A 21,563-nucleotide genomic window follows, 5' to 3' on the forward strand; every position below is an offset into this window, starting at 1 on the left:
CCGGGATGATTGACCTCAAGCGTGCTTGAGGTTGCACGGTTGGTGCATGACACAAGCATCCGCGGACACCGGGCTCCGCCACCAGGATCTGGACCGGCTGATCGCTCTCATGACCGGGGCCGAGAAGCACGGGCCCGCCGCCACTTCCACCCTCGACGTGCTCTGGGTGCTCTACGACCGGGTGCTGCGCGTCGGGCCTGGGAGTGCGCAGGACGCCGGGCGGGACCGGTTCCTGCTCTCCAAGGGGCACGGGCCGATGGCCTACTACGCCGTGCTCGCCGCCAAGGGGTTCTTCCCCGTCGACTGGCTCCCCGGCTTCGGGGCGTACGACTCCCCGCTCGGCCACCACCCCGACCGCACCCTGATCCCGGGCGTGGAGATCGGCAGCGGCTCCCTCGGGCACGGGCTGCCGCTCGCCGTCGGCAGTGCGCTCGGGCTGCGGGCGCAGGGGCTGGACGAGGCCGCCGTGTGGGTGCTGATTGGGGACGCCGAGCTCGACGAGGGCAGCAACCACGAGGCCATCGCCCACGCCGGCTCGGCCGGGCTGGAGGCGCTGCACACCGTGGTGATCGACAACGACTCCGCCACCCACGGCTGGCCCGGCGGGATCGCCTCCCGCTTCGAGTCGGCCGGCTGGAGCGCCGTCACCGTGGACGGGCGGGACCACGCGGCGCTGCACGCCGCCTTCACCGCACCGCATCCGGGCCGGCCGCACGCCGTCGTCGCCCGCGTCGAGAAGAAGTTCTGAGGGGAAGGGACAAGGACGTCATGGACACCATGCGCGAGAGGTTCATTTCGGTCACGTCGCGGCTGCTCGACGAGGACCCCCGGCTGGCGCTCGTGCTCGCCGAGATCTCCATGGACGGGTTCCGGCCCGCCCAGGAGCGGCACCCGGACCGGGTGATCAACGTCGGGATCCGCGAGCAGCTGCTCGTCGGCGTCGGCGGCGGGCTGGCCCTGACCGGGCTGCGGCCCGTACTGCACACCTTCGCCAGTTTCCTCGTCGAGCGACCGTTCGAGCAGGTCAAGCTGGACTTCGGGCACCAGGGCACGGGCGGGGTCCTGGTCAGCGCCAACGCCAGCTACGACTGGCCGGCCGGCGGGTTCACCCACATGGCGCCCGGTGACGTGGCGCTGCTCGACACCCTCGACGGCTGGACCGTGCACGTGCCGGGCCACCCCGACGAGGCGGAGGCGCTGCTGCGGCACGCGTACTCCGCCGGGGACGACCGGGTGTACGTCCGGCTGTCCCAGCAGTCGAACACCGTCCCGCGCCCCCTCGGCGACCTGCGCTTCCGGACCGTACGGGAGGGCCGCGCGGGTGTGGTGCTCGCCGTCGGGCCGCTGCTCGACAACGTCCTCGCGGCGACCGAGGGCCTCGACGTCACCGTCCTGTACGCGGCCACCGTGCGCCCCTTCGACGACGCGGCCCTGCGAGCCGCCGCCGGACGGGCCCGGGCCGACGTGGTGCTGGTGGAGCCGTACCTCGCCGGCACCTCGGCGGCGGCCGCCGGGCGGGCCCTCGTGGACGTCCCGCACCGGGTGCTGCCGCTGGGCGTCGGGCGCGCCGAGCTGCGCCGCTACGGCACGGTCGAGGAGCACACCGCCGCCCACGGTCTGGACGCCGGGTCCCTGCGGCAGCGGATCAGCGGCTTCCTGCGCTGATCACCCCCGGCGGTCCGGCCGGGCGTGCAGCAGCTCCGCCAGTTCGGCGGCGAGCGCCTTGACCGTCGCGAGGCCCTGGGTGCCCCACCGCCTCGGGACCACGTCCACCGCGCACACGGTGCCGAGGACGAAGCCGCGCCGGTCGGTGAGGGGCGCTCCGAGGTAGGAGCGCACCCCGCTCTCGTCGACGACCGCGTTGCCGGCGAAGCGCGCGAAGTCGCGTACGTCCTCCAGCACCAGGGCCCGCCGCCGCACCACCACGTGCGGGCAGTATCCGTGGTCCCGGGGCAGCACGCGCGCCGGGTAGCCGCTGGCCGCGGCGTCCGGACCGTGGTGCATGCCGGCGAAGAACTGCCGTTCCTCGCCGATGAAGTTGACGCCCGCGTACGGAGCCTGGAGGGTCCGGGCCACCCGGCGGGCGAAGTCGTCGAGCTCCTCGTCCGCCCGCTCGCCGAGGTCCAGTTCACGCAGCCGCACGGCCCGTGCGGGCGCCTCCCGGTCCACCGGGGTGAGCAGCAGGTGGCCGGTCGATTCGTAGTGGGTCATGGCGGTTCCCCCGGATCCGAGTGTGGTGGGCGGCCCTGCCGGGCCGTGGACAGCAGGTGGTGCACGAGGGCCGCCAGGGTCCCCGTACCGGAGCGGGTGAGGCGGGCGTCGCACCGGACGACGGGCACGTCCGGGCCCAGGCCGACGGCGTCGCGGACTTCCTGGGAGGTGTAGCGGTGGGCGCCGTCGAACTCGTTGACGGCGACGACGAAGCCGATCCCGCGGCGCTCGAAGAAGTCCACGGCGGGGAAGCAGTCCGAGAGCCTGCGGGTGTCGGCGAGGACCACCGCGCCGAGGGCTCCGGCGCACAGCTCCTCCCACAGGAACCAGAAGCGCTCCTGGCCGGGCGTGCCAAAGAGGTAGAGGACGTGCCGGTCGTCGAGGGTGAGGCGGCCGAAGTCGAGGGCGACGGTGGTGGTCGTCTTGGTCCGCACCCCGTCGAGCCGGTCGGAGCCCTCGCCGAGCCCGCTCAGGAGTTCCTCCGTGCACAGCGGTTCGATCTCGCTGACCGCGCCCACGAAGGTGGTCTTCCCCGCCCCGAAGCCGCCCGCGACCAGGATCTTCAAGGTCGCGGGCAGGGCCGGGGCGGCCGTCTCACAGCCGTCGGCGCAGACCATCGAGCACCGCCCTCAGCAGGCACAGGTCGTCGGCGGCGAAGGAGCCGCCGCCGGTCGGGAAGCGGGGCGACTGTGCCATGACGGCCCCGTACTCCATCAGGTCGGACAGCAGCACCTTCACCACCACGGCCGGGAGCCGCAGCTGCCCGGCGACCTCGGCGACCGTCACGGCCGCGGCACCGGCGCACACCCGCAGGGCGAGGGCGTGCTCGGCCCCGAGCGGGATCCCCGGGCGGACGCCGGTCGCGGTCATCCGGGACAGCAGGTCGAGCGCGACGGCGGGACGGGTCCGGCCGCCGCAGGCCGTGTACGGGCGCATGACCCGGCCCGCGGAGTCGTCGAGCCAGGGCGTGTCCCGGGCGGTGGCCGGGCCGGCCGACGGGAAACCATGGACCCCCCTCGCCCAGGCCCTCATCGCTCCGCGTCGGGGACGGGCCGGCGCGGCGGGGCCGCCAGGTAGGGCCGTACGCTCTTGACCAGCATCGCCATCTCGTAGCCGAGCACGCCCGCGTCGGCCTCCCGGTCGGCGAGCACCGCCAGGCAGGTGCCGGAGCCGGCCGCCGAGACGAAGACGAGCGCGGTGTCGAGCTCGACGACCACCTGCCGGACCTCGGCCCCGTCCCCGAAGCGGGCTCCGGCGCTGCGGCCGAGGGAGTACAGGCCGGAGGCGAGCGCGGCCATGTGGTCGGCGCTGTCGGGGTCCAGGCCGTGCACGCAGGTGACGAGTCCGTCGGCGGTGAGCAGCACCGCGCTGCGGGTGTACGGCACCCGTTGGACCAGACCGCCGAGCAGCCAGTCGAGATCGGAGAGGCTGCCTGTCTTCGTCGCCAGTTCGCCGGCCATGGGGGTGTGCTCCTTGCTGGGGTTCATGCCTGCTCGTCCGACTGGGCGAGGCCGAAGCCCCGCTGGAAGGCCGCCATCAGGCCGGGGTCGTGCACGGGCTGTTCGTTCTCGTCGGCCCGCCGGGCGGCGGGGGCTTCGCGCAGCTGGGGCGCGAGGTGCTGCTGGGCGCGGCGCCGGGGCAGCGGGGGCCGTTCCGCCTCGGGGGCGGGGCCCTGCGGCGGGACGCGGTGCGGCAGGGGGACGGGGGCCGACTGCGGTCCGGTCCCCCGCACGGCGGGCAGGCCCTCCGCGGGGCCGGGCCGGGGGGCGGGGGCCGGTTCCGCGGATCCGGGGCCGCGCGGCCAGGCCGGCTCCAGCCCGTGCGCCACCCCGGTGCCGGCGGCCGGGGGCCGTGCCGGATCCGGTACGGGGCCCCGTGCGGGGGCCGGGTCCGGCAGGGAGCCCGGGTCCGACACGGAGCCCAGGTCCGACACGGAGCCCAGTACGGGCTCCAAGGCCGGAGCCGGTGCCAGGGCCGGGGCCGGCCCCGGGCCGGGAGCCGGTACGGGTCCCGGGGCGGGGGCCGGGGCCTGCTCCGGGGCCGGGCCCCAGGCCCAGACCGACCCGCCGCCTCCCGGCAACGCGGCCGGCCCGGGGCCGGGGGTGCCGGTGCGGTGGGCGTCGTCGCCCCGGCCGGGGTCGGGGTCCGGGTACGGGTACGGGGCCGGGGTCAGGACGCCGTCCGGGCCTCCGGCCGGGGCGGCTGCCGGGCCCCCTTCCGGCGCCCGCCAGAAGTTCCGGGCGGCGTCCGGGGCCGGGACCGGGCCGCGAGCAGCACCGGCACCCGCCGGGTCGGGGGCCCCGTCCGCGACGGAACCCGTCACCGGGTCCGCGTACGGCACGGCCGCCCGGACCGGATCGGCGTAGGGCACCGGCACCTGGGCCTGGGCCTGACCGTCGTACGGCAGGGCCGCCCGGACCGGGTCGGCGCAAGGCGCCGGGGCCGGGTCCGCGTACAGGGCCCGGTCCGGGTACGCCGCCGGGTCCGGGTGTGCGGGCCGGAGGGCGTCCGCGGGCCGGGGCGCCGGCGTCGCGGGCTCGCGCCGGGCAGTGGCCGGAGCGGCAGGACGGGATGGGTCGGCCGCCGGAGGCACGGGCTCGCGCCAGGCCACGGCCGGGGCAGCAGAACGGGACGGGTCGGCCGCCGGAGGCACGGGCTCGCGCCAGGCCACGGCCGGGGCAGCAGAACGGGACGGGTCGGCCGCCGGAGGCACGGGCTCGCGCCGGGCCACGGCCGGGGCGGTCCGGGACGGGTCCGGCCAGGAGACGGTGCCCCACGAGGTGGCCCGGGAGCCGCCCGCCGCGTCGGCCGTGCCCGGGGCCTCCGCGCCGAGCAGGCCCTGGGGCAGCACCAGTACCGCGAGCACCCCGCCGTAGATGTTGGACTTCAGCTCGACCGCGATCCCGTGCCGCCGGGCGAGCGCCGAGACCACGAACAGCCCGATCCGCCCGTCGGCCAGCAGGTGCCGGACGCTGACCTGGTCGGGGTCGCCCAGCAGGGTGTTCATCCGGTGCTGCTCCTCGGCCGGCATCCCCAGCCCGCGGTCCTCGACCTCGACGGCGATCCCGGCGGTGACCCGTTCGGCCCGCACCACCACGTCGGTGTCGGGGGCGGAGAACACCGTGGCGTTCTCGACGAGTTCGGCCAGCAGGTGCACCACGTCGGCGACGGCGTGGCCCCGGACGGTGCCGCCCGCCGGGGGCACCACCTTGACCCGCGTGTACTGCTCGACCTCGGCCACCGAGGACCGCAGCACCTCGCTCAGGTCGATGGGCCGGGTCCACTGGCGCCGGGAGGCGGCCCCGCCCAGCACCGCGAGGTTCTCGGCGTGCCGCCGGATCCGGGTGGCGAGGTGGTCGACGTGGAAGAGCTCCTTCAGCAGGTCGGGGTCCTCGACGGTGTCCTCCAGCCCGTCGAGCAGGGAGATCTCGCGGTGCACGAGCGACTGGAGCCGGCGCGCGAGGTTGACGAAGACCTCCACCTTGCGGTCGCTGTCGGTCGGCGCGGGCGGCAGGGCCAGCCGTACGAGGGTCGTCTGCGCCTGCTCGCGGGCGCCCCGCAGCTCCTGTGCGAGCAGCCAGAACTCGTCCACTCCGGCCTGGTCGCCCTCCGGCGGCGGGCCGCCCCGGTCCCCGCGCACGGTGCGGGCCGTGCCCTCGCCGCGCGCGAGCCGCTCGGCGGCGGTCCGCAGCTCCTCGCGCCCGCGCACGCTGGAGCGGCGCAGCGCCTCGCAGCGGTCCCGTACGGCCTTCGCGGCGCGCTGGGCCCCCAGCAGGGCGGCCGCGAGGGCTCCCACGGCGAGCAGGGCGCAGCCCGCGAGCACCGGCCACAGCCGGTCGTCGCGCGCCCCGGAGCCACCGCCGAGGTGGAGGGTGAACATGACCGCGGCGGCGCCGCTGAGGCCGGCTGCGAGCGTGGGCAGCACGGCGGCGCGGACCAGCTGGGGGCGTATCTGCCGGCCCGGTCCCTTGACGGCGTGTCTCGACGGGGCGTGGCGGGCGGCGCGGAGTCCGGACATCGGCGTCCTCGGTACGTGGGGCCCGGCCCCCAGCGAGTCGCGGGGCCCGGTGTTGATCACCGGATACCCACGCTAGACCGCAGGATCCCGCAGCTGGTGCCCAGTTGGGGAACTTCACCGGGGTGCTTCCCGCTCCCGATGGAGCGCTCGTACGACAGCCCGAATGCGCCGGGAGCGCGTACTCCCGCCCGGCCGGGGGCGTGCGCCGCCCGGCGGGTGCGGTGCTCAGAGCTCCTGGCGCGGCCAGTCCAGGAGGCGGGCACCGATCACGGCGGTCTGCAGCATGTAGCGGTGTTCCGGGTCGGCGGGGTCGGCGCCCGTGAGCTGGTGGATGCGTTCGAGGCGGTAGGTCAGGGTGCGTACGCCCAGCCTGAGCTGCCGGGCCGCGGCGGCCGCGTTGCAGCCCGCGGCGAAGTACACGGTGAGCGTGTCGAGCAGCGGGAAGGCGCCGCCGCGGGCGTTGCGGAGCGGGCCGAGGGTGTGGCGCACGAGGTCGGCCATGGCGTCGCGGTCGCGGGTCAGGACGGGGTAGACGAGGAGTTCGGCGGCGCGCAGCACGGGCCCGGCGAGGTCCATGCGCTCGGCGAGGTCGAGGACGCCGAGGGCCTCCTCGTAGGAGTGGACGACGCCGCCGGCTCCGTCGTGCGGGCGGCCGATGGCGACGCGGGTGCCGTCGACGGCGGCGCGGGCCTGCTGGGCGAAGTGGGTGAGCACCTCGTCCTGGTCGCCGGGGGCGATGCAGACGAGCCGGCCGTCCTTGGCCGTGAGCAGGATGCGGCGGTTGCCGAAGCGGGCGAACAGCGCCTGTTCCACGCGGCGCAGGAGGAAGCCGGACTCCTCGTCGGGCACGCGGTGGCCCGTGACGGCCACGGCGTGGGTGTGCGAGAAGCGCAGTCCGAAGCGCTCGGCGCGCTCGGCGAGCCGGCCGAGGTCGCTGCGTCCGTAGAGCAGGTCGTCGACGAACTCCCGGCGGGCGGACTCCTCTTGGCGGACGGCCGCGTCCTGCGCCTGCTCGAAGCCCGCGGCGAAGGCGTCGATCGCCTGCTCGACGGCGGCGAGGAGGCGGTCGGCGGGTGCGTCCGGGCCTGGCCACGCGGCGCGCGTGGCGAGCAAGTGCCCGCCGACCAGGGCGCGCAGGCCGTGGCCGGCCTCGGCGGCCCGCTCCCCCACCTCCCTGCGGGTCCGCAGCTCGTCCCGGGTCAGGGTCCGTCCGGTCTCGGCCACGTCGGCAAGCAACCGCTCGTAGCCGGCCAGGTATTCGGGGGATATCCGGCGCTCCGCCACCCCGTTCTCCTCTGTTTTCCACACCGCCAATGCAGCGTCAAGGGTACGTAAAGAACCGCGAAATCCGCCAATTCGCCGGACCGGGACCCGGCATGCGGCGCGAGTGACGGACTGCGGCAACGCGGCGGCGGAGAGACTGCCGGAATCCGGCAGTGAAATGCCGCGGCCCGGCGGACCAGAATGTTCATGATCGTTTGCGGCTTACGGCCGCATGCCGTTGATGTCTGCGTTCTTGGAGGACGAACAGTGGATCCGACCGCGGGATTCGGTTTCGCCGCAGGACTCGTCGCGCTGGGCGGGGTGGTCCATTACCTGAGGAACCAGGTGGCGAGCGGGGCGCTCGGGCGCAACTCCGCGGTGGGGATCCGGACCGCGGCGACCATGGCCTCGGACGGCGCCTGGCAGGCGGGACACGCCGCGGCCGCCCCGATGCTGACCGCCGCGTTCCTCACCGCCTACACCGCGGCCGGGACCTCGCTGGCGCTGGCCCTGACCCTGGCGCTCACCGGCTTCGGGAGCCCGGCGGCCGTCATCGTCCCCGCGGCCGGGATGCTCGTGTTCCTCGCGCTCCTCACCACGGCGGCGGTCAAGGCGAATTCGGCCGCACGCGCGGCCGGCGGTCCGGACGGCACGTCCGCACCGCACTGAACGACACCGATACCGATACCCCACACGTCCCAGGAGGACAGCATGAACTTCGCATCCAGAAAGACCATTGCCGCAGTGGCGCTCGCCTCCCTCCTCGTCGGGGGCGGCATCACCGCCCAGACCTCATTCGCGGACACCGGCCACGGAACTTCCGCGCCCGGCAAGGCGCGGCTCAAGGAAGCGGCGAAGAAGACCGCCGAATACAGCGATGCGGATCTCCTGCGACTGCTGCTCGCCGCGCAGGGGCCGATCGCCGACGCACACCCGGAACTGAAGCGGATGCTCGGCTTCAATCCCGACAAGCCGCAGACGGACGACGCGGCCCTGGACCGGGTCGTCTCGGAATACCTGGCCGCCCACCCCGGGTTCCACCAGGACCTGGCCGTGCCCTTCCAGAGCGGCGACCCGGTGCGCGTCGACGCCGCCCTGCGCGACTTCTCCCTCTCCTTCAACGACTGGCTGAAGGCGACCGCCCAGCCCGCGGCCGCCGACGGGGCACCGGCCGTGGCACAGGCCCGGGGCTGGTTCTGGATGGGCGCCTACGTGGCCATCTACGTGAACGCCGTGGGCGCCGCCAACGCCGTCGCCTACACGAACGCGGGAGTCGCCACCAACGCCCTCGCCACGCTCGTCGTCGTCACCTGGTACCTGGAGGACGGCAGCCCGAGCGGCTCGGACATCGAGCGGGACGCCTTCGTCAGCGCCCTGACCTCCGCCCTGACGTGAGGCGCGGCACGACGGCCGCCGAGCAGGACGCGGCCGGTCGCGCCGGGCCCCGGATGCCGGTCCCGGCCCTGGTCTCCGCCGCGGGAGGCATCCTCCTGGTCGGGGCCCTGCTGGCCGGGTCGGTCTTCTTCTCGCTCCCGAGCAACGTGCTCTCCACGCGCGACGGGGGCGATCTCCGGGCCCTGTCGGCACGGGTCCTGCCGCAGAGCTGGGCCTTCTTCACGAAGCCCCCGAGCGACCCCGAGTTCGTGCCGTACCTCGTCTCCGACGGCGACGTCGTCCACGCGGCGCTGCTGCCGAACTCGCGCGCGGAGAACCTCTACGGCCTGACCCGCCGCCAGCGTGCGCAGGGTCCCGAGGTGGCGGCCATGGCGAACCAGGTGCGGACGTGGCGGAACTGCGAGGAGATCGAGGGGGACTGCCCGGCCGTGGTCGCCGGTGCCCCAGAGGCCGTCCCCGTCGAGAACTCCTCCCCGGTCCCGACCCTGTGCGGGCGGGTGGTGCTCGTGGAGACGCGGCCCGTCCCGTGGGAGTTCCGGGACCGGTACGAAGGATGGCGGCTCGACAAGAGGGCCGCCGTGGTGGAGGCGAAGTGTTCGCGGAACGACTGACAACGGGGCCGGCGGCGTGGCTGGAACGGTCCGTCCTGCGCTTCCCCGCCGAGTCCCGGGCCCTCGGGGCGGGCAGGTCGGTGATCGCCCTGGCCCAGGCGTCCGTCCTGGTCTTCACCCCCGCCTCGCACCTCTTCGTGCCGGTGGGCGGGACGGAGACCGGGGTCGACTGCTCGACGGCGGTGCAGGCCGCGTCGCTGTACTGCGTGGCCGGCTCCGCGGACCGGCAGCTGGTCAGCCTGCTGGTGCTGGCCCTGCTCCTCGTCGTCGCGAGCGGGATCCTGCCCCGCTTCACGACCGTCCTGCACTTCTGGGCGTCCTTCTCCCTCGGCCAGTCGGTCTCGCTGCCCGACGGGGGCGACGCCGTCGCCCAGGTCGTCACCTTCTTCCTCGTCCTGGCCTGCGCCAACGACCGCAGGACGTGGCACTGGCAGCGGTCGGGCGGCGAGGACCGGACGGGGTCGCCCTGGCAGGGCCTGGCCTGGGCGGGATGGTGGGGGGTACGGCTCCAAGTGGCGTACGTCTACCTCAACAGCGCGCTCGCGAAGCTGCCCGTCGGCCCGTGGTCGGAGGGCAGCGCGACGTACTACGTCGCGCGGATGGAGAACTTCGGGGCGGCCGGCCTGTTCGCCGACCTGTTCCGGTGGGCGACGGGCATCACCCTGGTCGCCCTGCTGACCACCTGGGGGACGGTCCTCGCGGAATCCGTGATCGCGCTGTTCCTGCTGCGCAGGGGGTCCCGGCAGGTGGTGGCCGCGGTTATCAGCGGGGCCCTGCACGTGCTGATCATCGTTCAGATCGGCATCGTGTCCTTCGGGTTCATCATGATCGGCGCGGTGCTGTGCGCGGCCTCGCGCGGCATCGACGCGTACGCCCCGCGCCTGCGCGGCCGACTCCCACGCCGGCTCCCGCCCGCCTTGGCCGTCCGACCCCGGCCGTGATCAGCCCACCCCCGGCCGTCGTGCGCACCTTCCGCGTGCCCACGACGGCCGGGGGCGTACCCGTCACACCCGTCGTACCCGTCGCACCCGTCCTCGCGTCACCGCTCCCCGGCGAGGTCCAGGTCTCCGGCCCGGGGCTCGCTCGGTGCGGGTTCCGCGGGCCGCGCCGTGCGCCACGGGTGGGTGATCGGGGTGGAGACCGGACGCCACCAGGGCTCGACCGGCAGCTTGCCGGCGGGCTCGAACGGCTCCCCCGGGCGCGGGGCGGCGATGCGCTGGCCCGCGCCGCGGGCGGCGTCGAGGGTCCACTCGGCGGGCTCGGCCCAGGCGTGGAAGGCCAGGTTGAAGGTGCCCCAGTGGATCGGCATCAGCGTGCCGGACGGCTCCCCGCCCTGGAGGTCGAGGTGGGCCCGCACGCCCTCCTCGGGGGTCATGTGGATGTCGGGCCAGTACTCCGAGTACGCGCCGATCTGGATCATCGTGGCGTCGAACGGCCCGTGCTCCGCCCCGATCTCCTTGAAGCCCGGGAAGTAGCCGGTGTCCCCGCTGTGGAAGATCCGGTGCTCGCCACTGCTCACCACCCAGGAGGCCCACAGGGTGAACTGCTGGTTGCGCAGGCCGCGGCCGCAGAAGTGCCGGGCGGGGGTGGCGGTGAGGGTGAGTCCCGCGACCTCGGTGGCCTCGTTCCAGTCGAGCTCGCGCAGCCGGTCCGGGGAGACCCCCCAGCGCTCCAGGTGCGCGCCGACGCCGAGCGGCACGGCGAAGACCGTGTCCGTGCCGGCCAGGGCCTTGATGGTGGGGAGGTCGAGGTGGTCGTAGTGGTCGTGGGAGATCACGACGACGTCGACGGCGCCCAGCGAGGCCAGCGGCACGGGAACCGGGTGGAGCCGCTTGGGCCCGGCGAAGGGGAAGGGGGAGCACCGGTCGCCCCACACGGGGTCGAAGAGCACCCGGCGGCCGTCGATCTCCGCGAGCACGGTGGAGTGGCCCATCCAGGTCAGGCGCAGCCCGCTCGCCGGCGGCTTGGCCAGGTCGGCGAGGGTGGTCGGGTGCACGGGGATGGGCGCCGCGGGGCTGCGCCGGGTCCGCTGCTCCTTGTGGAAGTAGATCTTGGCGAACTCCGCCATCGATCCGGAAGGCCTGGTCCGGGCCCCGACCGGGTTCTGGAAGACCCCGTCGGCGAAGTTCGGCGAGCGCAGGATCCGCTCCAGCCGCGCGCCGGAGGGGTCCGCGCCGAAGGCTTCGGGCCGCAGGGCGCGCAGCCGGGGACGCAGGGGAAGGGAGCCGGTCAAGGCGCCTCCTGAGAAGGTGCAGGATGGGACGGTCGTACGTCTGCTACGACCATCCCAACGCACACCGGCCCCGGAGGATTCCGCCGCGCGGTGTCCGGTCCGCCGTCGCGGCCGTCACACCGTCCGTCCGCCCCCGTCCCCCGGCCCCCGTCCTCGGGCTACAGCGGCAGCAGGTCCGGGCGCTTGGCCTCGACGTGGTCGCCGGAGGACTCGCCGCGCAGCCGGCGGCCGATCCACGGCACGAGGTGCTCGCGCGCCCAGTGGATGTTGTCGCGGGTCACGTCCACCGAGCCGCGCGGCGGGACGGGCGGCCACGGCTGGTCCGGGTCGGCCGGCACCTCGTAGCCGAGGACCTGGGCGGCGCGCAGCGCGACGCGGGTGTGGCCCTCGGGCGAGAGGTGGAGCCGGTCGCCGTCCCAGGCCCGGCGGTCCTGGACGGTCTTCAGGGACCAGAGGTCGAGGACGGGGCAGTCGTAGCGGTCGGCGATGGCGCGGACGTGGACGTTGTACGTCGCGATCTTGCCCCGCAGGTGCTTGAGGACCGGTACGCCCCGGGTGTCGAAGCCGGTCGTGATCATGACGAGGCCCACGGAGGCCTTGAGGTCGGCGAGGGCCGCCTCGAACCGCTCCGCGACGTCGTCCGGGTCGCTGCCGGGGCGGATGATGTCGTTGCCGCCCGCGCAGAAGGTGACGAGGTCGGGTGCGAGTTCCTTGGCTCTCGGAACCTGGTCGGCCACGATCTGGTCGAGGACTTTGCCCCGCACGGCCAGATTCGCGTACCGGAAGTCGTGCTCGTCGCGCCGGTCGGCCAGGAGTACGGCGAGCCGGTCCGCCCAGCCGAGATAGGAATCCCCGGGTCCCGGGTCCCCCACGCCTTCGGTGAAGCTGTCCCCGATCGCCGCGTACGAGCCGATGGTCTTCAGTGTCGTCTTCGTCGCTGCCACAGGACGACATCCTTCACCTTGGCAACCAACCTACGCCAACGTAATGAGGGGTTGACGGGCCGTGATCTATACCACGCGGGGGATAAGGAATAAGTACACGTGGGGCCGGGACCCCCCTCGGGTCCCGGCCCCACGCGCGTTCTCGTGCCGACGGCGGGTGCCGTCAGATGCTCACGCCCTTGGAGCGGAGGTAGCCGAGCGGGTCGATGTCCGAGCCGTAGGACGGGCCCGTGCGGATCTCGAAGTGGAGGTGGGGGCCGGTCACGTTGCCGGTCGCGCCGGACAGCCCGATGGTCTGGCCGCCGGTGACGCTCTGGCCCGCCGAGACGGAGAGCGAGGAGAGGTGGCCGTACTGGGAGTACTTGCCGTCGGCGTGCTTGATGACGACCTCGTTGCCGTACGCGCCGCCCCAGCCTGCGGAAACCACGGTACCCGCGCCGACGGCCCGGACGGTGGTGCCGGTGCCCGCGATGAAGTCGACGCCGGTGTGGTAGCCGGAGGACCACATGGCGCCGCTGACCCGGTACTGGGTGGAGACGCCGCCGGCGACGGGGGAGGTGAACCCGGACGCGGTGGCGGGCGCGGCGGGGGCGGCGGCCTTCTCGCTCTTGGCGGCGGCGCCGGAGCCCTGGGCGGCCGCACCGCCGGAGCTGCGGGCGGCCTTGGCGGCGGCGCCCTTCCCGGTGCTCTTCGGGGCCTGGGCCTTGCCGCCCAGCCCCTCGGAGGCGGCCGGAGCACCGCTGGAGGATTCCTCGGCCGGGGCCGCAGGAGCCTTCGCGGCGGGGGCCGCACCCTGGCCGCCGAGGGTCAGCTTCAGGCCCGGGTGGATGAGGGACGGGTCGGTGCCGACGGCCTCGCGGTTGTCGGCGTACAGCTGCTCCCAGCCGCCGTCGAGGTGGCGCTCGGCGGCGATCTTGGAGAGGTAGTCGCCCGGCACGACCGTGTAGACGGTGGTCGCGGCGGCCTCGGGCGCGGCGGCGGGGGCCGCGGCGAGCGGGGCCTGCGCGCTCTGCGCCGGCGCGGACGTCGCCGGGGCGGCGGCCGGGGCGGCGTTGGCGCCGGCGGCACCCATCAGCGGGAGCGCGAGGGCCGCTCCGCCGGTCCCGGCGACGGCGAAGCCGCGGGATATCGAACGGGACTTCGGACGGCGGTGCTTACCCTTTCCGGGCATGGCGAATTCCTCTCCGTCGCCTGCGAGGTGAGCTGTCGGGTTCGGACTGGAGATGTCCGGCCGTACGTGCGGAGCACGGTTCGGCTTCACCCCTAGCTGCGCCGGAAACGCTCCGGAGCAGCGGCCTACCTGGTTCCCCCGCTCCTGCCGCGCGCGATGGTCGGGTGCGGTTCCCGGGCGGCGGCAGGATTAGGCGGTCCACCCGGATCGATCGCGAAGGTAATCGAGCGGGGCGCCGGGCAACAAGCCGCGAATTCCCTGACGGATTCGCAGATATGGGGGATCAATGGAATTCCGGTCACCCTGCGTCCATTCCGCACCATCAACAACCGCCCCCACAAGGCAATTCGGTTCTCGCGATCAGGCACGCACGGTCACCGTATGATCTGGCTCACGGGGACCGGCCCGATCTCGCCTCCACCTATGGCAAGTTGTTCTCAACCAGACCAATTCGGACACCATGGACCTACGCGGAGGAGTACACGTGACCCAGCAGATACCCCAGCCCCTTCCGGGTGCACCCGAACCCGGCGCGGGGCTGACCGGAGTGCGCAACTTCCGTGACGTGGGCGGGTTGCCGACCCGGGACGGACGACGGGTCAGGCCGGGACGACTGTTCCGAAGCGGACATCTGGCGCATGCCACCGAAACCGACGCAGAGTTCCTCGCGTCGCTGGGCCTGCACACCGTCTTCGACTTCCGCAACGGAGCCGATCAGGCCCTGGAGGGCCCGGACGTCGAACTTCCGGGTGTACGCAACGTGAACATCCCGCTGACGGATCCGGCCGACGGGCGCGACTTCTGGAAGATGGTCCGCGACGGCGAGCTCGACCAGCTCCGCGGCCTCCTCGGGGAGGGCCGGGCCGCCGCCCGCATGAGGGACTCGTACCGCACGATCATCCGCACCCGGACCGCCGAACACAGCCGCGTCGTGCACGCGCTCGCGCTGGACAGCGTGCCGGCGCTGATGCACTGCGCCGCCGGCAAGGACCGCGCCGGACTGTCGGTCGCGGTGACCCTGCTCGCGCTGGGCGTGGAGCGGGAGGCGATCGTGGCGGACTACCTGGAGTCCAACGCCCCGCACAACCGCTACCGGGTGCGCCGGGGCAGCGACGCGCCCGAGTCCCGCTCCCCCGAGGTGATGGAGCTGCTGGCGCCGCTGTTCGACGCCCGCGCGGAGTACCTGCTCGCGGCCTTCGCGGTCATCGACGAGCAGTGGGGCGGCGTGCAGCGCTACCTCGCCGAGGGGCTCGCGCTCGCACCCGAATCCCTGGACCGGCTGCGGGACAGGCTCCTGGAGGGCTGACCCCGGACGGCCGGAGGGGGCCCGGACGGGCCCCCTCCGGCACCGCCGCGCCTCAGCGGTTGCCGACCGCCTGCTTCACCAGGGTCCGGCCGAAGTCCCACATCAGGCCGCCCCCGCCGTGCGCCTCGTCCATGACCTCCCGGAAGGCCCCGACGAACCGCTCCACGTCCGCCTCGTCCACGATGAGCGGCGGGATGAGCTTGATGACCTCCAGGTGGTCCCCGGAGACCTGGGTGAGGATCCGGTGCCTGCGCAGCAGCGGCACCACGACCATCTGGGCGAACAGCCCCTTGCGGGCCGCCTGGAGCATCGCCCACCGGCTGCGCAGCCCCAGCGAGGTGGGCCTGCCGAACTCGATGCCGATCATCAGTCCGCGTCCGCGCACCTCGTGCAGCAGCTCGTACCGGTCCACGAGCGCGGCCAGGCGTCCGCGCAGCAGGTCGCCCATGGCCCGGGCGTTGGCCACCACCTGCTCGTCCTCCATGACGGACAGCACGGCCAGCCCGGCCGCCATCGCCTGGGCGTTGGAACCGAAGCTGGCGGAGTGCACCAGCACCCGGTCCATGGACGAGTACACCTTCTGGAAGATCCAGTCCTTGCCCAGGGTGGCGCCGACGGGGACGTACCCGCCGGAGAGCGCCTTCGCCACGCAGACCAGGTCCGGCTCCACGCCCGGCTCGTGCTGGTACGCGTAGAAGTCCCCGGTCCGTCCGAGGCCGGTCTGCACCTCGTCGGCGATCAGGAGGGCCTTGTGCCGGTGCAGCAGTTCCTGCGCGGCCCGCAGGAACCCTGGCGGGGCCGCGTGCACCCCCTTGCCCTGGACCGGCTCCACCACGAAGGCGGCCACGTCCCCGCGCGCGAGCTCCCGCTCCAGGGCCGTCAGGTCCCCGAGCGCGATCTTCGTGTCGGGCAGCAGCGGGCCGAACCCGTCGCGGAAGCCGCCTTCGCCGTTGACGGACAGCGAGCCGGTGGTCAGCCCGTGGAAGGCGTGGTCGCAGTAGAGGATCCTGGGCCGCCCGGTGGCGCAGCGGGCGAACTTCAGGGCGGTCTCCACCGCCTCGGTGCCGCTGTTGCCGAAGAAGACCCGGTCGAGGTGCGGGCTGTAGGACAGCAGCTTCTCGGCCAGCAGTCCGGGCAGCGGCTGGCAGTCGAAGCGGGTCAGGTCGGCGAGCTGGGCGTCCAGGACGTCGTGCAGGGCCCGGCGCACCACGGGGTGGTGCCGGCCGAGGCCCATCACCCCGAACCCGGCCAGCATGTCGAGGTAGTCGTTGCCCTCGGCGTCCCAGAAGTGGGCGCCCTCGGCCCGCTCGTAGACCTTGTCGAAGCCGATGGTGTGCAGCATGCGGGGCAGCTGGTGGTTGAGGTGACGGGCGTGCAGCTCGTAGCGCTCCCCGCCGCGCTCGGCGAGCAGCGCGGCGAGGTCGAAGCCCCGCCGCGCCCCCTGTCCCCCGGTCATGCCGACGTGTCCCGGTTGCTCGCGACCGTCTCCCGGGCGGCGCGCAGGGACTCCTTGAGGGAGCCCATGGTGGCGAGGACGGCGGTCGGCTCGTAGCCGCAGTGCGCCATGCAGTTGGCGCAGCGCGGGTCCTTGCCGCGGCCGTACTTGCTCCAGTCCGTGTCCTCGATGAGCTCCCGGTACGTGGGCACGTAGCCGTCGCTCATCAGGTAGCAGGGGCGCTGCCAGCCGAAGAGCGAGTAATTGGGAATGGCCCAGGCCGTGCAGGGGAAATCGGCCTTGCCCTCCAGGAAGTCGAGGAAGAGCGGGGAGTGGTTGAGCCGCCAGCGGCGCCGGTTGCCGCCCGCGAAGGCCTTCCTGAAGAGTTCCCGGGTCTGTTCGACGCCGAGGAAGTGCTCCTGGTCGGGTGCCTTTTCGTAGGCGTAGGCGGGCGAGATCATCATTTCGTCGACCTGGAGGTCGTCGTTGAGGAAGTTCAGCACCTCGATGATCGTCTGCGGGGTGTCGGTGTTGAAGAAGGTGGAGTTGGTGGTCACCCGGAATCCGCGGCGCTTGGCCTCCTTGATGGCGGCGACGGCCTCGTCGAAGACGCCTTCCTTGGCCACGGATTCGTCGTGGCGTTCGCGCAGGCCGTCAATGTGGACGGCGAAGGCGAAATAGGGGGACGGGGCGAACTTCTCGATCTTCTTCCGGAGCAGCAGTGCGTTGGTGCAGAGGAACACGTATTTCCGGCGGGCCACCAGCTGGCGCACGATCTCGTGGATCTGCGGGTGCATCAGGGGCTCGCCGCCCGCGATGGAGACCATGGGCGCGCCGGACTCCAGGACCGCGCCGACCGCCTGGGCGACCGGCATGCGCTGCTTGAGCACTCCGGCGGGGTGCTGGATCTTCCCGCAGCCCTCGCAGGCGAGGTTGCAGGCGTAGAGCGGCTCCAGCTCGACGATCAGCGGGAACTTCTCGCGCTTGCGGAGCTTCTGTTCGAGAAGATAGGTCCCGACCCTGATGGACTGTCGCAGGGGCATGGCCATCTGGATTCACCTCCTGGGAAGCAGCAACGAACGGTGCCATTCGTAAAACGCGGGCAGTACGGCACGTAGGACACGGAAGGCAGATATTCCACCGCGAACCGTGCCGATACGGACGAGCTCGTGCTCCGGAGCGTCCACGATCACCCGGACGGCCGCAACCGGGCGTCCCGGTGCGGCGGCCGTCCAGAGGGTGGCCGCGGACTCCATGTCGACCGCGACGGCGCCGGAGGCGCGCAGCTGCGCGCGCTCCTGGCCGCGGACCACGTGGTCGGATCCGGTCAGTGCGCCGGTGTGCACGGTCCGGCCGGGTACGGCGCGGGACAGTGCCTCGGCGAGCAGGGCGGTGCCGGTGCAGGCGACCGCCCCGCGGGGGTCCCGGGTCTCCTCGGCGACGACCAGGTCTCCGGGGTGCATGCCGGGCACCAGCCCGGCGCAGAACCCGGTCGCGAGGACGGCCGCCCGGTGCATCCCGGGCCGTTCCAGGGCGCGGGCCACGGAGCGGCTGGCGGCGCGCGGTCCCATGCCGGTGCGCAGGACCGTTCCGCCGCCTCCGGCCGCGCGGCCCGCGCTGCGCAGGGCCGCCTCCTCGATGCGCAGGGCGCAGGCGACCAGCAGCGGCGGGGGTCCGGCCCCGGCGGGCCCGGCGGGCATCAGGACTCCCCCGCGGACGGGACGCCCCGGCGTTCGGGGCCGAACGGTTCTCCGTGGAGGTACCGGCCGAGGGCGGTGAGCGGGAACACCTGCCGGTAGAGGTGGTAGTTGATGGAGAAGTCCCAGGGGAAGCCGGTCCCGGTGAAGTACGGCTCGTCCCAGGTCCCGTCGGGGCGCTGCGTCTCCACCAGGTACGCCACGCCGCGAGCGACGGCGTCGCCGTCCCGCTCCCCCGCCGACAGCAGGGCCATCAGCGCCCACGCGGTCTGCGAGGCGGTGGAGGCGCCCTTCCCGGCCCAGGAGCGGTCCTGGTAGGAGCGCTGGTCCTCGCCCCAGCCGCCGTCCTCGTTCTGTACGGACTCCAGCCAGCGCACGGCCCGCCGGACCGCGGGGTGCGAGGGGGCGATCCCGGCGGCGGTGAGGGCCGGGACCACCGAGCCGGTCCCGTAGACGTAGTTGGTGCCCCAGCGGCCGAACCAGGCGCCGTCCGGCTCCTGTTCGGCGAGCAGCCAGGCGATGCCGCGCCGGGTGCGCGGGTCGGCGGCCCGGCCCTCGGCGGCGAGCATCTCCACCACGTGGGCGGTGACGTCCGCCGAGGGCGGGTCGATGACCTCGCCGAAGTCGCAGAAGGGGAGCCGGTTGGGGAAGGGGCTGGTGTTGTCGGCGTCGAAGGCGCCCCAGGCACCGTTCTTCGACTGCATGCCGAGGTTCCAGGACACCCCCCGGGCGATGGCCGCCTCGACCCGGCCCGGTTCGGGGTGGCGGATCCGGCGCAGGGCGAGGACCACCTCGGCGGTGTCGTCGATGTCGGGGTAGTTGTCGTTGTGGAACTCGAAGGCCCAGCCGCCGGGCTCCAGTCCCGGCCGGCGCACGGCCCAGTCGCCCGGGCGCCGGATCTCCTCGCCGAGCATCCAGTCGGCCGCCTTCACCAGGGCCGGGTGGTCCGGGCTCAGGCCCGCGTCGGCGAGGGCGATGGCGGCCAGGCAGGTGTCCCAGACCGGGGACTGGCAGGCCTCGACCATCCGGGCACCGTCCTCGCGCCACACGGCGAAGCGGTCCAGGGAGGCGAGCCCGGCCCGCATCACCGGGTGTTCCAGGTCGTAGCCGAGCAGGTGCAGGGCGATCACGGAGTAGACGGCGGGGGGCTGGATCCCGCCCCAGCAGCCGTCGTTCTCCTGGCGTTCGATGATCCAGCGGCCGGCCGCCGCCATCGCCGCCTTCCGCAGCCGGCGCGGGGCGACGCGCCGGTAGAGGTGCAGGGCCTGGTCCATCCGCTGGAAGGCGCCCTCCCAACTGGCCAGCGGGGCCAGGGGTTTGGCGGGGCTGGGGTCGCGGGCGTCGGTGTGCAGCTCGTCCAGCGCGAAGGGGGCGGCGCGGACGGGCCGCAGCGCTGAGACCACGGTGAGCGGGACGATGGTCTGACGGGCCCAGCAGCCGAAGTCGTAGATGTTCAGCGGCACCCAGGGCGGCAGGAACACCAGCTCGGGGGGCAGCTCCGGCAGCCGGTCCCAGCTCCACCAGCCGAACAGGGCCAGCCAGATGCGGGTGAAGACCCGGGCGCCGGCGATCCCGCCGTGGGCCCGGATCCAGGCAGAGGCGCGGACCATGTGCGGGGCGTCGGGCGGGTCCCCGGCCAGGCGCAGGGCGACGTACGCCTCGATGGTGGCGGAGAGCTCGGACGGTCCGCCGTGGAAGGTGGACCAGGTCCCGTCGTCCCGCTGCTCGCCGCGGATGAACAGCGCGGCGGCGCGGGTCACTGCCGCGTCCGGGATGCCGAGGAACTGCCGCAGCAGCAGGTCCTCGGCGTCCATGGTGACGTTGGTCTCCAGGTCGCCCTTCCACCACCCCGCCGGGTCCTGGCGGGCCAGCAGCTCGGCGGTCGCCCGGTCGACGGCCTCCCGTACGCCCTTCGGCAGGCCGGTGTCGCCGCCGGACGGGCCGGCGGCAGCGGCGGCCGGGGCCGCCGTGCTGTCGTGTCGCGGATCCGCGCCGCCGGTGATCGCACCGCCGCCGTCGGTCGTCGCTGTCATGGCTTCCCCTTCGAACAGAGCTTCGGCTGTGCCCGGGTCTGCCGTCGGCCGGGGGTTGCCTAGGGAGGTTCCCCGGCCGGCGACTCGCGATTCATATCCACTTTCCGGCGGAGATCACCTCTTGCGCACGACGACGAAGTCGGCGAGGGCCACGAGCTGCTCCCGCACCCGCTGCGGCATGTCCACGTCGTCGAGCGCCCGGATGGCGATCGCGTGCTGGCGGCGCGCCTCGTCCGCGGTCCACTGGCGGCCGCCGGCGGCCTCGATGAGGGCGGCGCGGTGGGCGAACTCCTCCTCGGAGAAGTTCTCGAAGTCGTTGCTCTTGGCGTCGGCCGCGAGCAGCCGCGCGAGCTCCTCGCAGGCGGGGCCGCCCGCGGCGAGGGCCGCCACGACCGGCAGGGACTTCTTGCGCTGGCGCAGGTCGCTCCAGGTCTGCTTGCCCGTGGACTCGGGGTCGCCCCAGATGCCGAGGAGGTCGTCGACGGCCTGGAAGGCGAGGCCGAGGTGGTAGCCGTACTCCTCCAGCTTGTCGGCCGTGCGGTCGTCCGCGCCGCCGAGCACGGCGCCGATCGACACCGAGCACGCGAGCAGGGCTCCGGTCTTGTTCCCCTCCATCTCCAGGCACTCCTGAACGCTGACGCGCTCGCGGTGCTCGTAGGAGATGTCCTGGGCCTGGCCGTCAATGAGCTTGCGGCTGGCGGTGGTCAGGCGGCGGGTCGCCCGGCCGGCCTCGACGGTGCCCAGCTCCAGCAGCACCTCGTTGGCCAGCGCGAACAGGGCGTCGCCGACCAGGATGGCGAGGGCGGGGCCGTGCACCTTCCACACCGTGTCGCGGTGGCGGCGCTGCTCGTCGCCGTCCATCAGGTCGTCGTGCAGCAGCGAGAAGTTGTGGACGAGCTCGACGGCGACGGCTCCGGGGATGCCGACCTCGGCGGCGGCGCCGGCCGCCTCGGCGGAGAGCAGGGCGAGGGCGGGGCGCACGGCCTTGCCGCCGTCGCCGTCCGCCGGGTTGCCCTGGGCGTCGATCCAGCCGAAGTGGTAGGCGGCGACGGTGTCCATGGGTGCCGCGAGCCGGCTCACCGCCGCGCGGAGCACGGGGGTCGACAGGTCGCGTCCGCGTTCGAGGAGGGCGAGGGTGTCGGACGTCCCCGCTCCCCCTCCCGCCACGCCCGTGCCGGCATCCGTGTTCTCGACAGCCGGGTTCCCCGGGTTCACTGGCTCTCCTCTGGTTCCTGTACGTGCTGTG

Annotated in this window: 21 protein-coding genes and 1 riboswitch; of the genes, 7 read left to right on the plus strand and 14 right to left on the minus strand. The window is 73.8% G+C overall.

Annotated elements, in window-relative coordinates:
- Positions 1 to 46 precede the first annotated feature (46 nt).
- Positions 47 to 748 carry a transketolase gene (locus ACIPW5_RS03845; protein WP_401239866.1) on the plus strand — a complete coding sequence of 234 codons (702 nt, stop codon included), beginning with the start codon at positions 47 to 49 and terminating at the stop codon, positions 746 to 748.
- Between the two features lie 20 nt (positions 749 to 768).
- Positions 769 to 1,665: a transketolase family protein gene (locus ACIPW5_RS03850; protein WP_401239869.1), complete on the plus strand. Its 897-nt coding sequence runs from the start codon at positions 769 to 771 to the stop codon at positions 1,663 to 1,665.
- On the opposite strand, the gene ACIPW5_RS03855 is transcribed toward ACIPW5_RS03850, so the two are convergent.
- The 6 genes from ACIPW5_RS03855 to ACIPW5_RS03880 all read right to left on the minus strand — a co-directional run bounded on the left by ACIPW5_RS03855 (position 1,666) and on the right by ACIPW5_RS03880 (position 7,513).
- The gene (locus tag ACIPW5_RS03855; protein ID WP_401239870.1) at positions 1,666 to 2,211 is read right to left on the minus strand and encodes a GAF domain-containing protein; all 546 of its coding nucleotides are present in this window, start codon (positions 2,209 to 2,211) and stop codon (positions 1,666 to 1,668) included. It abuts the gene before it with no gap.
- The gene (locus ACIPW5_RS03860; RefSeq protein WP_401239873.1) at positions 2,208 to 2,828 is read right to left on the minus strand and encodes a GTP-binding protein; all 621 of its coding nucleotides are present in this window, start codon (positions 2,826 to 2,828) and stop codon (positions 2,208 to 2,210) included. Before ACIPW5_RS03860 ends, ACIPW5_RS03855 begins: the two co-directional genes overlap by 4 nt.
- Complete coding sequence (locus ACIPW5_RS03865; protein WP_401239876.1) at positions 2,806 to 3,243, minus strand: DUF742 domain-containing protein; 438 nt, start codon at positions 3,241 to 3,243, stop codon at positions 2,806 to 2,808. Before ACIPW5_RS03865 ends, ACIPW5_RS03860 begins: the two co-directional genes overlap by 23 nt.
- Positions 3,240 to 3,671 (minus strand): roadblock/LC7 domain-containing protein, encoded by a 432-nt coding sequence (locus ACIPW5_RS03870; RefSeq protein ID WP_401240107.1) that lies wholly within the window; start codon positions 3,669 to 3,671, stop codon positions 3,240 to 3,242. The genes ACIPW5_RS03865 and ACIPW5_RS03870 overlap by 4 nt, the downstream gene beginning before the upstream one ends.
- A 23-nt stretch (positions 3,672 to 3,694) precedes the next feature.
- A complete protein-coding gene (locus ACIPW5_RS03875) occupies positions 3,695 to 6,229 on the minus strand; it encodes an ATP-binding protein (RefSeq protein WP_401239879.1) in 2,535 nt (844 codons plus the stop codon).
- Positions 6,230 to 6,454: 225 nt separating this feature from the next.
- On the minus strand, positions 6,455 to 7,513 hold the full coding sequence (locus ACIPW5_RS03880; RefSeq protein WP_401239882.1) for a PucR family transcriptional regulator: 1,059 nt from the start codon (positions 7,511 to 7,513) through the stop codon (positions 6,455 to 6,457).
- Between the two features lie 246 nt (positions 7,514 to 7,759).
- Here ACIPW5_RS03880 and ACIPW5_RS03885 point away from each other — a divergent pair, with 246 nt between their 5' ends.
- From ACIPW5_RS03885 to ACIPW5_RS03900, 4 genes are read left to right on the plus strand one after another with little or no spacing between them, the layout of a single operon-like run.
- A complete protein-coding gene (locus ACIPW5_RS03885; RefSeq protein ID WP_401239885.1) occupies positions 7,760 to 8,161 on the plus strand; it encodes an SdpI family protein in 402 nt (133 codons plus the stop codon).
- Positions 8,162 to 8,203: 42 nt separating this feature from the next.
- Complete coding sequence (locus ACIPW5_RS03890) at positions 8,204 to 8,887, plus strand: hypothetical protein (RefSeq protein WP_401239888.1); 684 nt, start codon at positions 8,204 to 8,206, stop codon at positions 8,885 to 8,887.
- Positions 8,884 to 9,498 (plus strand): SdpA family antimicrobial peptide system protein, encoded by a 615-nt coding sequence (locus tag ACIPW5_RS03895; RefSeq protein WP_401239891.1) that lies wholly within the window; start codon positions 8,884 to 8,886, stop codon positions 9,496 to 9,498. The genes ACIPW5_RS03890 and ACIPW5_RS03895 overlap by 4 nt, the downstream gene beginning before the upstream one ends.
- On the plus strand, positions 9,480 to 10,439 hold the full coding sequence (locus ACIPW5_RS03900; RefSeq protein ID WP_401239893.1) for a sporulation-delaying protein SdpB family protein: 960 nt from the start codon (positions 9,480 to 9,482) through the stop codon (positions 10,437 to 10,439). The genes ACIPW5_RS03895 and ACIPW5_RS03900 overlap by 19 nt, the downstream gene beginning before the upstream one ends.
- 98 nt (positions 10,440 to 10,537) lie before the next feature.
- Here the strand turns inward: ACIPW5_RS03900 and ACIPW5_RS03905 are convergent, their stop codons facing one another.
- From ACIPW5_RS03905 to ACIPW5_RS03915, 3 genes are all read right to left on the minus strand, one after another.
- Positions 10,538 to 11,731, minus strand: coding sequence for an MBL fold metallo-hydrolase (locus ACIPW5_RS03905; RefSeq protein ID WP_401239896.1), 1,194 nt, complete (start codon positions 11,729 to 11,731; stop codon positions 10,538 to 10,540).
- 158 nt (positions 11,732 to 11,889) lie between these two features.
- Positions 11,890 to 12,675: an SGNH/GDSL hydrolase family protein gene (locus ACIPW5_RS03910; protein WP_401239898.1), complete on the minus strand. Its 786-nt coding sequence runs from the start codon at positions 12,673 to 12,675 to the stop codon at positions 11,890 to 11,892.
- Between the two features lie 163 nt (positions 12,676 to 12,838).
- The gene (locus ACIPW5_RS03915) at positions 12,839 to 13,846 is read right to left on the minus strand and encodes a peptidoglycan DD-metalloendopeptidase family protein (RefSeq protein ID WP_401239901.1); all 1,008 of its coding nucleotides are present in this window, start codon (positions 13,844 to 13,846) and stop codon (positions 12,839 to 12,841) included.
- Between the two features lie 4 nt (positions 13,847 to 13,850).
- Positions 13,851 to 14,052: riboswitch (cyclic di-AMP (ydaO/yuaA leader) on the minus strand.
- Between the two features lie 278 nt (positions 14,053 to 14,330).
- Between ACIPW5_RS03915 and ACIPW5_RS03920 the strand changes: the two genes are divergently transcribed.
- Positions 14,331 to 15,152 (plus strand): tyrosine-protein phosphatase, encoded by an 822-nt coding sequence (locus ACIPW5_RS03920; protein WP_401239904.1) that lies wholly within the window; start codon positions 14,331 to 14,333, stop codon positions 15,150 to 15,152.
- Positions 15,153 to 15,204: 52 nt separating this feature from the next.
- On the opposite strand, the gene ACIPW5_RS03925 is transcribed toward ACIPW5_RS03920, so the two are convergent.
- The 5 genes from ACIPW5_RS03925 to ACIPW5_RS03945 all read right to left on the minus strand — a co-directional run bounded on the left by ACIPW5_RS03925 (position 15,205) and on the right by ACIPW5_RS03945 (position 21,532).
- The gene (locus ACIPW5_RS03925) at positions 15,205 to 16,608 is read right to left on the minus strand and encodes an aspartate aminotransferase family protein (RefSeq protein WP_401239907.1); all 1,404 of its coding nucleotides are present in this window, start codon (positions 16,606 to 16,608) and stop codon (positions 15,205 to 15,207) included.
- On the minus strand, positions 16,605 to 17,636 hold the full coding sequence (gene hpnH, locus ACIPW5_RS03930) for an adenosyl-hopene transferase HpnH (RefSeq protein WP_401239910.1): 1,032 nt from the start codon (positions 17,634 to 17,636) through the stop codon (positions 16,605 to 16,607). The genes ACIPW5_RS03925 and hpnH overlap by 4 nt, the downstream gene beginning before the upstream one ends.
- Before the next feature lie 6 nt (positions 17,637 to 17,642).
- The gene (locus tag ACIPW5_RS03935; RefSeq protein WP_401240110.1) at positions 17,643 to 18,227 is read right to left on the minus strand and encodes a 1-hydroxy-2-methyl-2-butenyl 4-diphosphate reductase; all 585 of its coding nucleotides are present in this window, start codon (positions 18,225 to 18,227) and stop codon (positions 17,643 to 17,645) included.
- Between the two features lie 59 nt (positions 18,228 to 18,286).
- Positions 18,287 to 20,317, minus strand: a complete 2,031-nt coding sequence (shc, locus tag ACIPW5_RS03940; RefSeq protein WP_401239913.1) for a squalene--hopene cyclase — start codon at positions 20,315 to 20,317, stop codon at positions 18,287 to 18,289.
- Positions 20,318 to 20,431: 114 nt separating this feature from the next.
- Positions 20,432 to 21,532, minus strand: coding sequence for a polyprenyl synthetase family protein (locus ACIPW5_RS03945; RefSeq protein ID WP_401239915.1), 1,101 nt, complete (start codon positions 21,530 to 21,532; stop codon positions 20,432 to 20,434).
- Positions 21,533 to 21,563: the final 31 nt, after the last annotated feature.

The sequence above is a fragment of the Streptomyces sp. NPDC090077 genome (assembly GCF_044747545.1).
Lineage (GTDB): Bacteria > Actinomycetota > Actinomycetes > Streptomycetales > Streptomycetaceae > Streptomyces.

What these genes read in the sequence shown, in the direction of transcription:
- ACIPW5_RS03855 (WP_401239870.1), bottom strand. Translation starts at nt 2,211, where the DNA reads ATGACCCACTACGAATCGACCGGCCACCTGCTGCTCACCCCGGTGGAC.
- ACIPW5_RS03870 (WP_401240107.1), bottom strand. Translation starts at nt 3,671, where the DNA reads ATGGCCGGCGAACTGGCGACGAAGACAGGCAGCCTCTCCGATCTCGAC.
- ACIPW5_RS03845 (WP_401239866.1), top strand. Translation starts at nt 47, where the DNA reads ATGACACAAGCATCCGCGGACACCGGGCTCCGCCACCAGGATCTGGAC.
- ACIPW5_RS03875 (WP_401239879.1), bottom strand. Translation starts at nt 6,229, where the DNA reads ATGTCCGGACTCCGCGCCGCCCGCCACGCCCCGTCGAGACACGCCGTC.
- hpnH (WP_401239910.1), bottom strand. Translation starts at nt 17,636, where the DNA reads ATGGCCATGCCCCTGCGACAGTCCATCAGGGTCGGGACCTATCTTCTC.
- ACIPW5_RS03915 (WP_401239901.1), bottom strand. Translation starts at nt 13,846, where the DNA reads ATGCCCGGAAAGGGTAAGCACCGCCGTCCGAAGTCCCGTTCGATATCC.
- ACIPW5_RS03865 (WP_401239876.1), bottom strand. Translation starts at nt 3,243, where the DNA reads ATGAGGGCCTGGGCGAGGGGGGTCCATGGTTTCCCGTCGGCCGGCCCG.
- ACIPW5_RS03860 (WP_401239873.1), bottom strand. Translation starts at nt 2,828, where the DNA reads ATGGTCTGCGCCGACGGCTGTGAGACGGCCGCCCCGGCCCTGCCCGCG.
- ACIPW5_RS03850 (WP_401239869.1), top strand. Translation starts at nt 769, where the DNA reads ATGGACACCATGCGCGAGAGGTTCATTTCGGTCACGTCGCGGCTGCTC.
- ACIPW5_RS03890 (WP_401239888.1), top strand. Translation starts at nt 8,204, where the DNA reads ATGAACTTCGCATCCAGAAAGACCATTGCCGCAGTGGCGCTCGCCTCC.
- shc (WP_401239913.1), bottom strand. Translation starts at nt 20,317, where the DNA reads ATGACAGCGACGACCGACGGCGGCGGTGCGATCACCGGCGGCGCGGAT.
- ACIPW5_RS03925 (WP_401239907.1), bottom strand. Translation starts at nt 16,608, where the DNA reads ATGACCGGGGGACAGGGGGCGCGGCGGGGCTTCGACCTCGCCGCGCTG.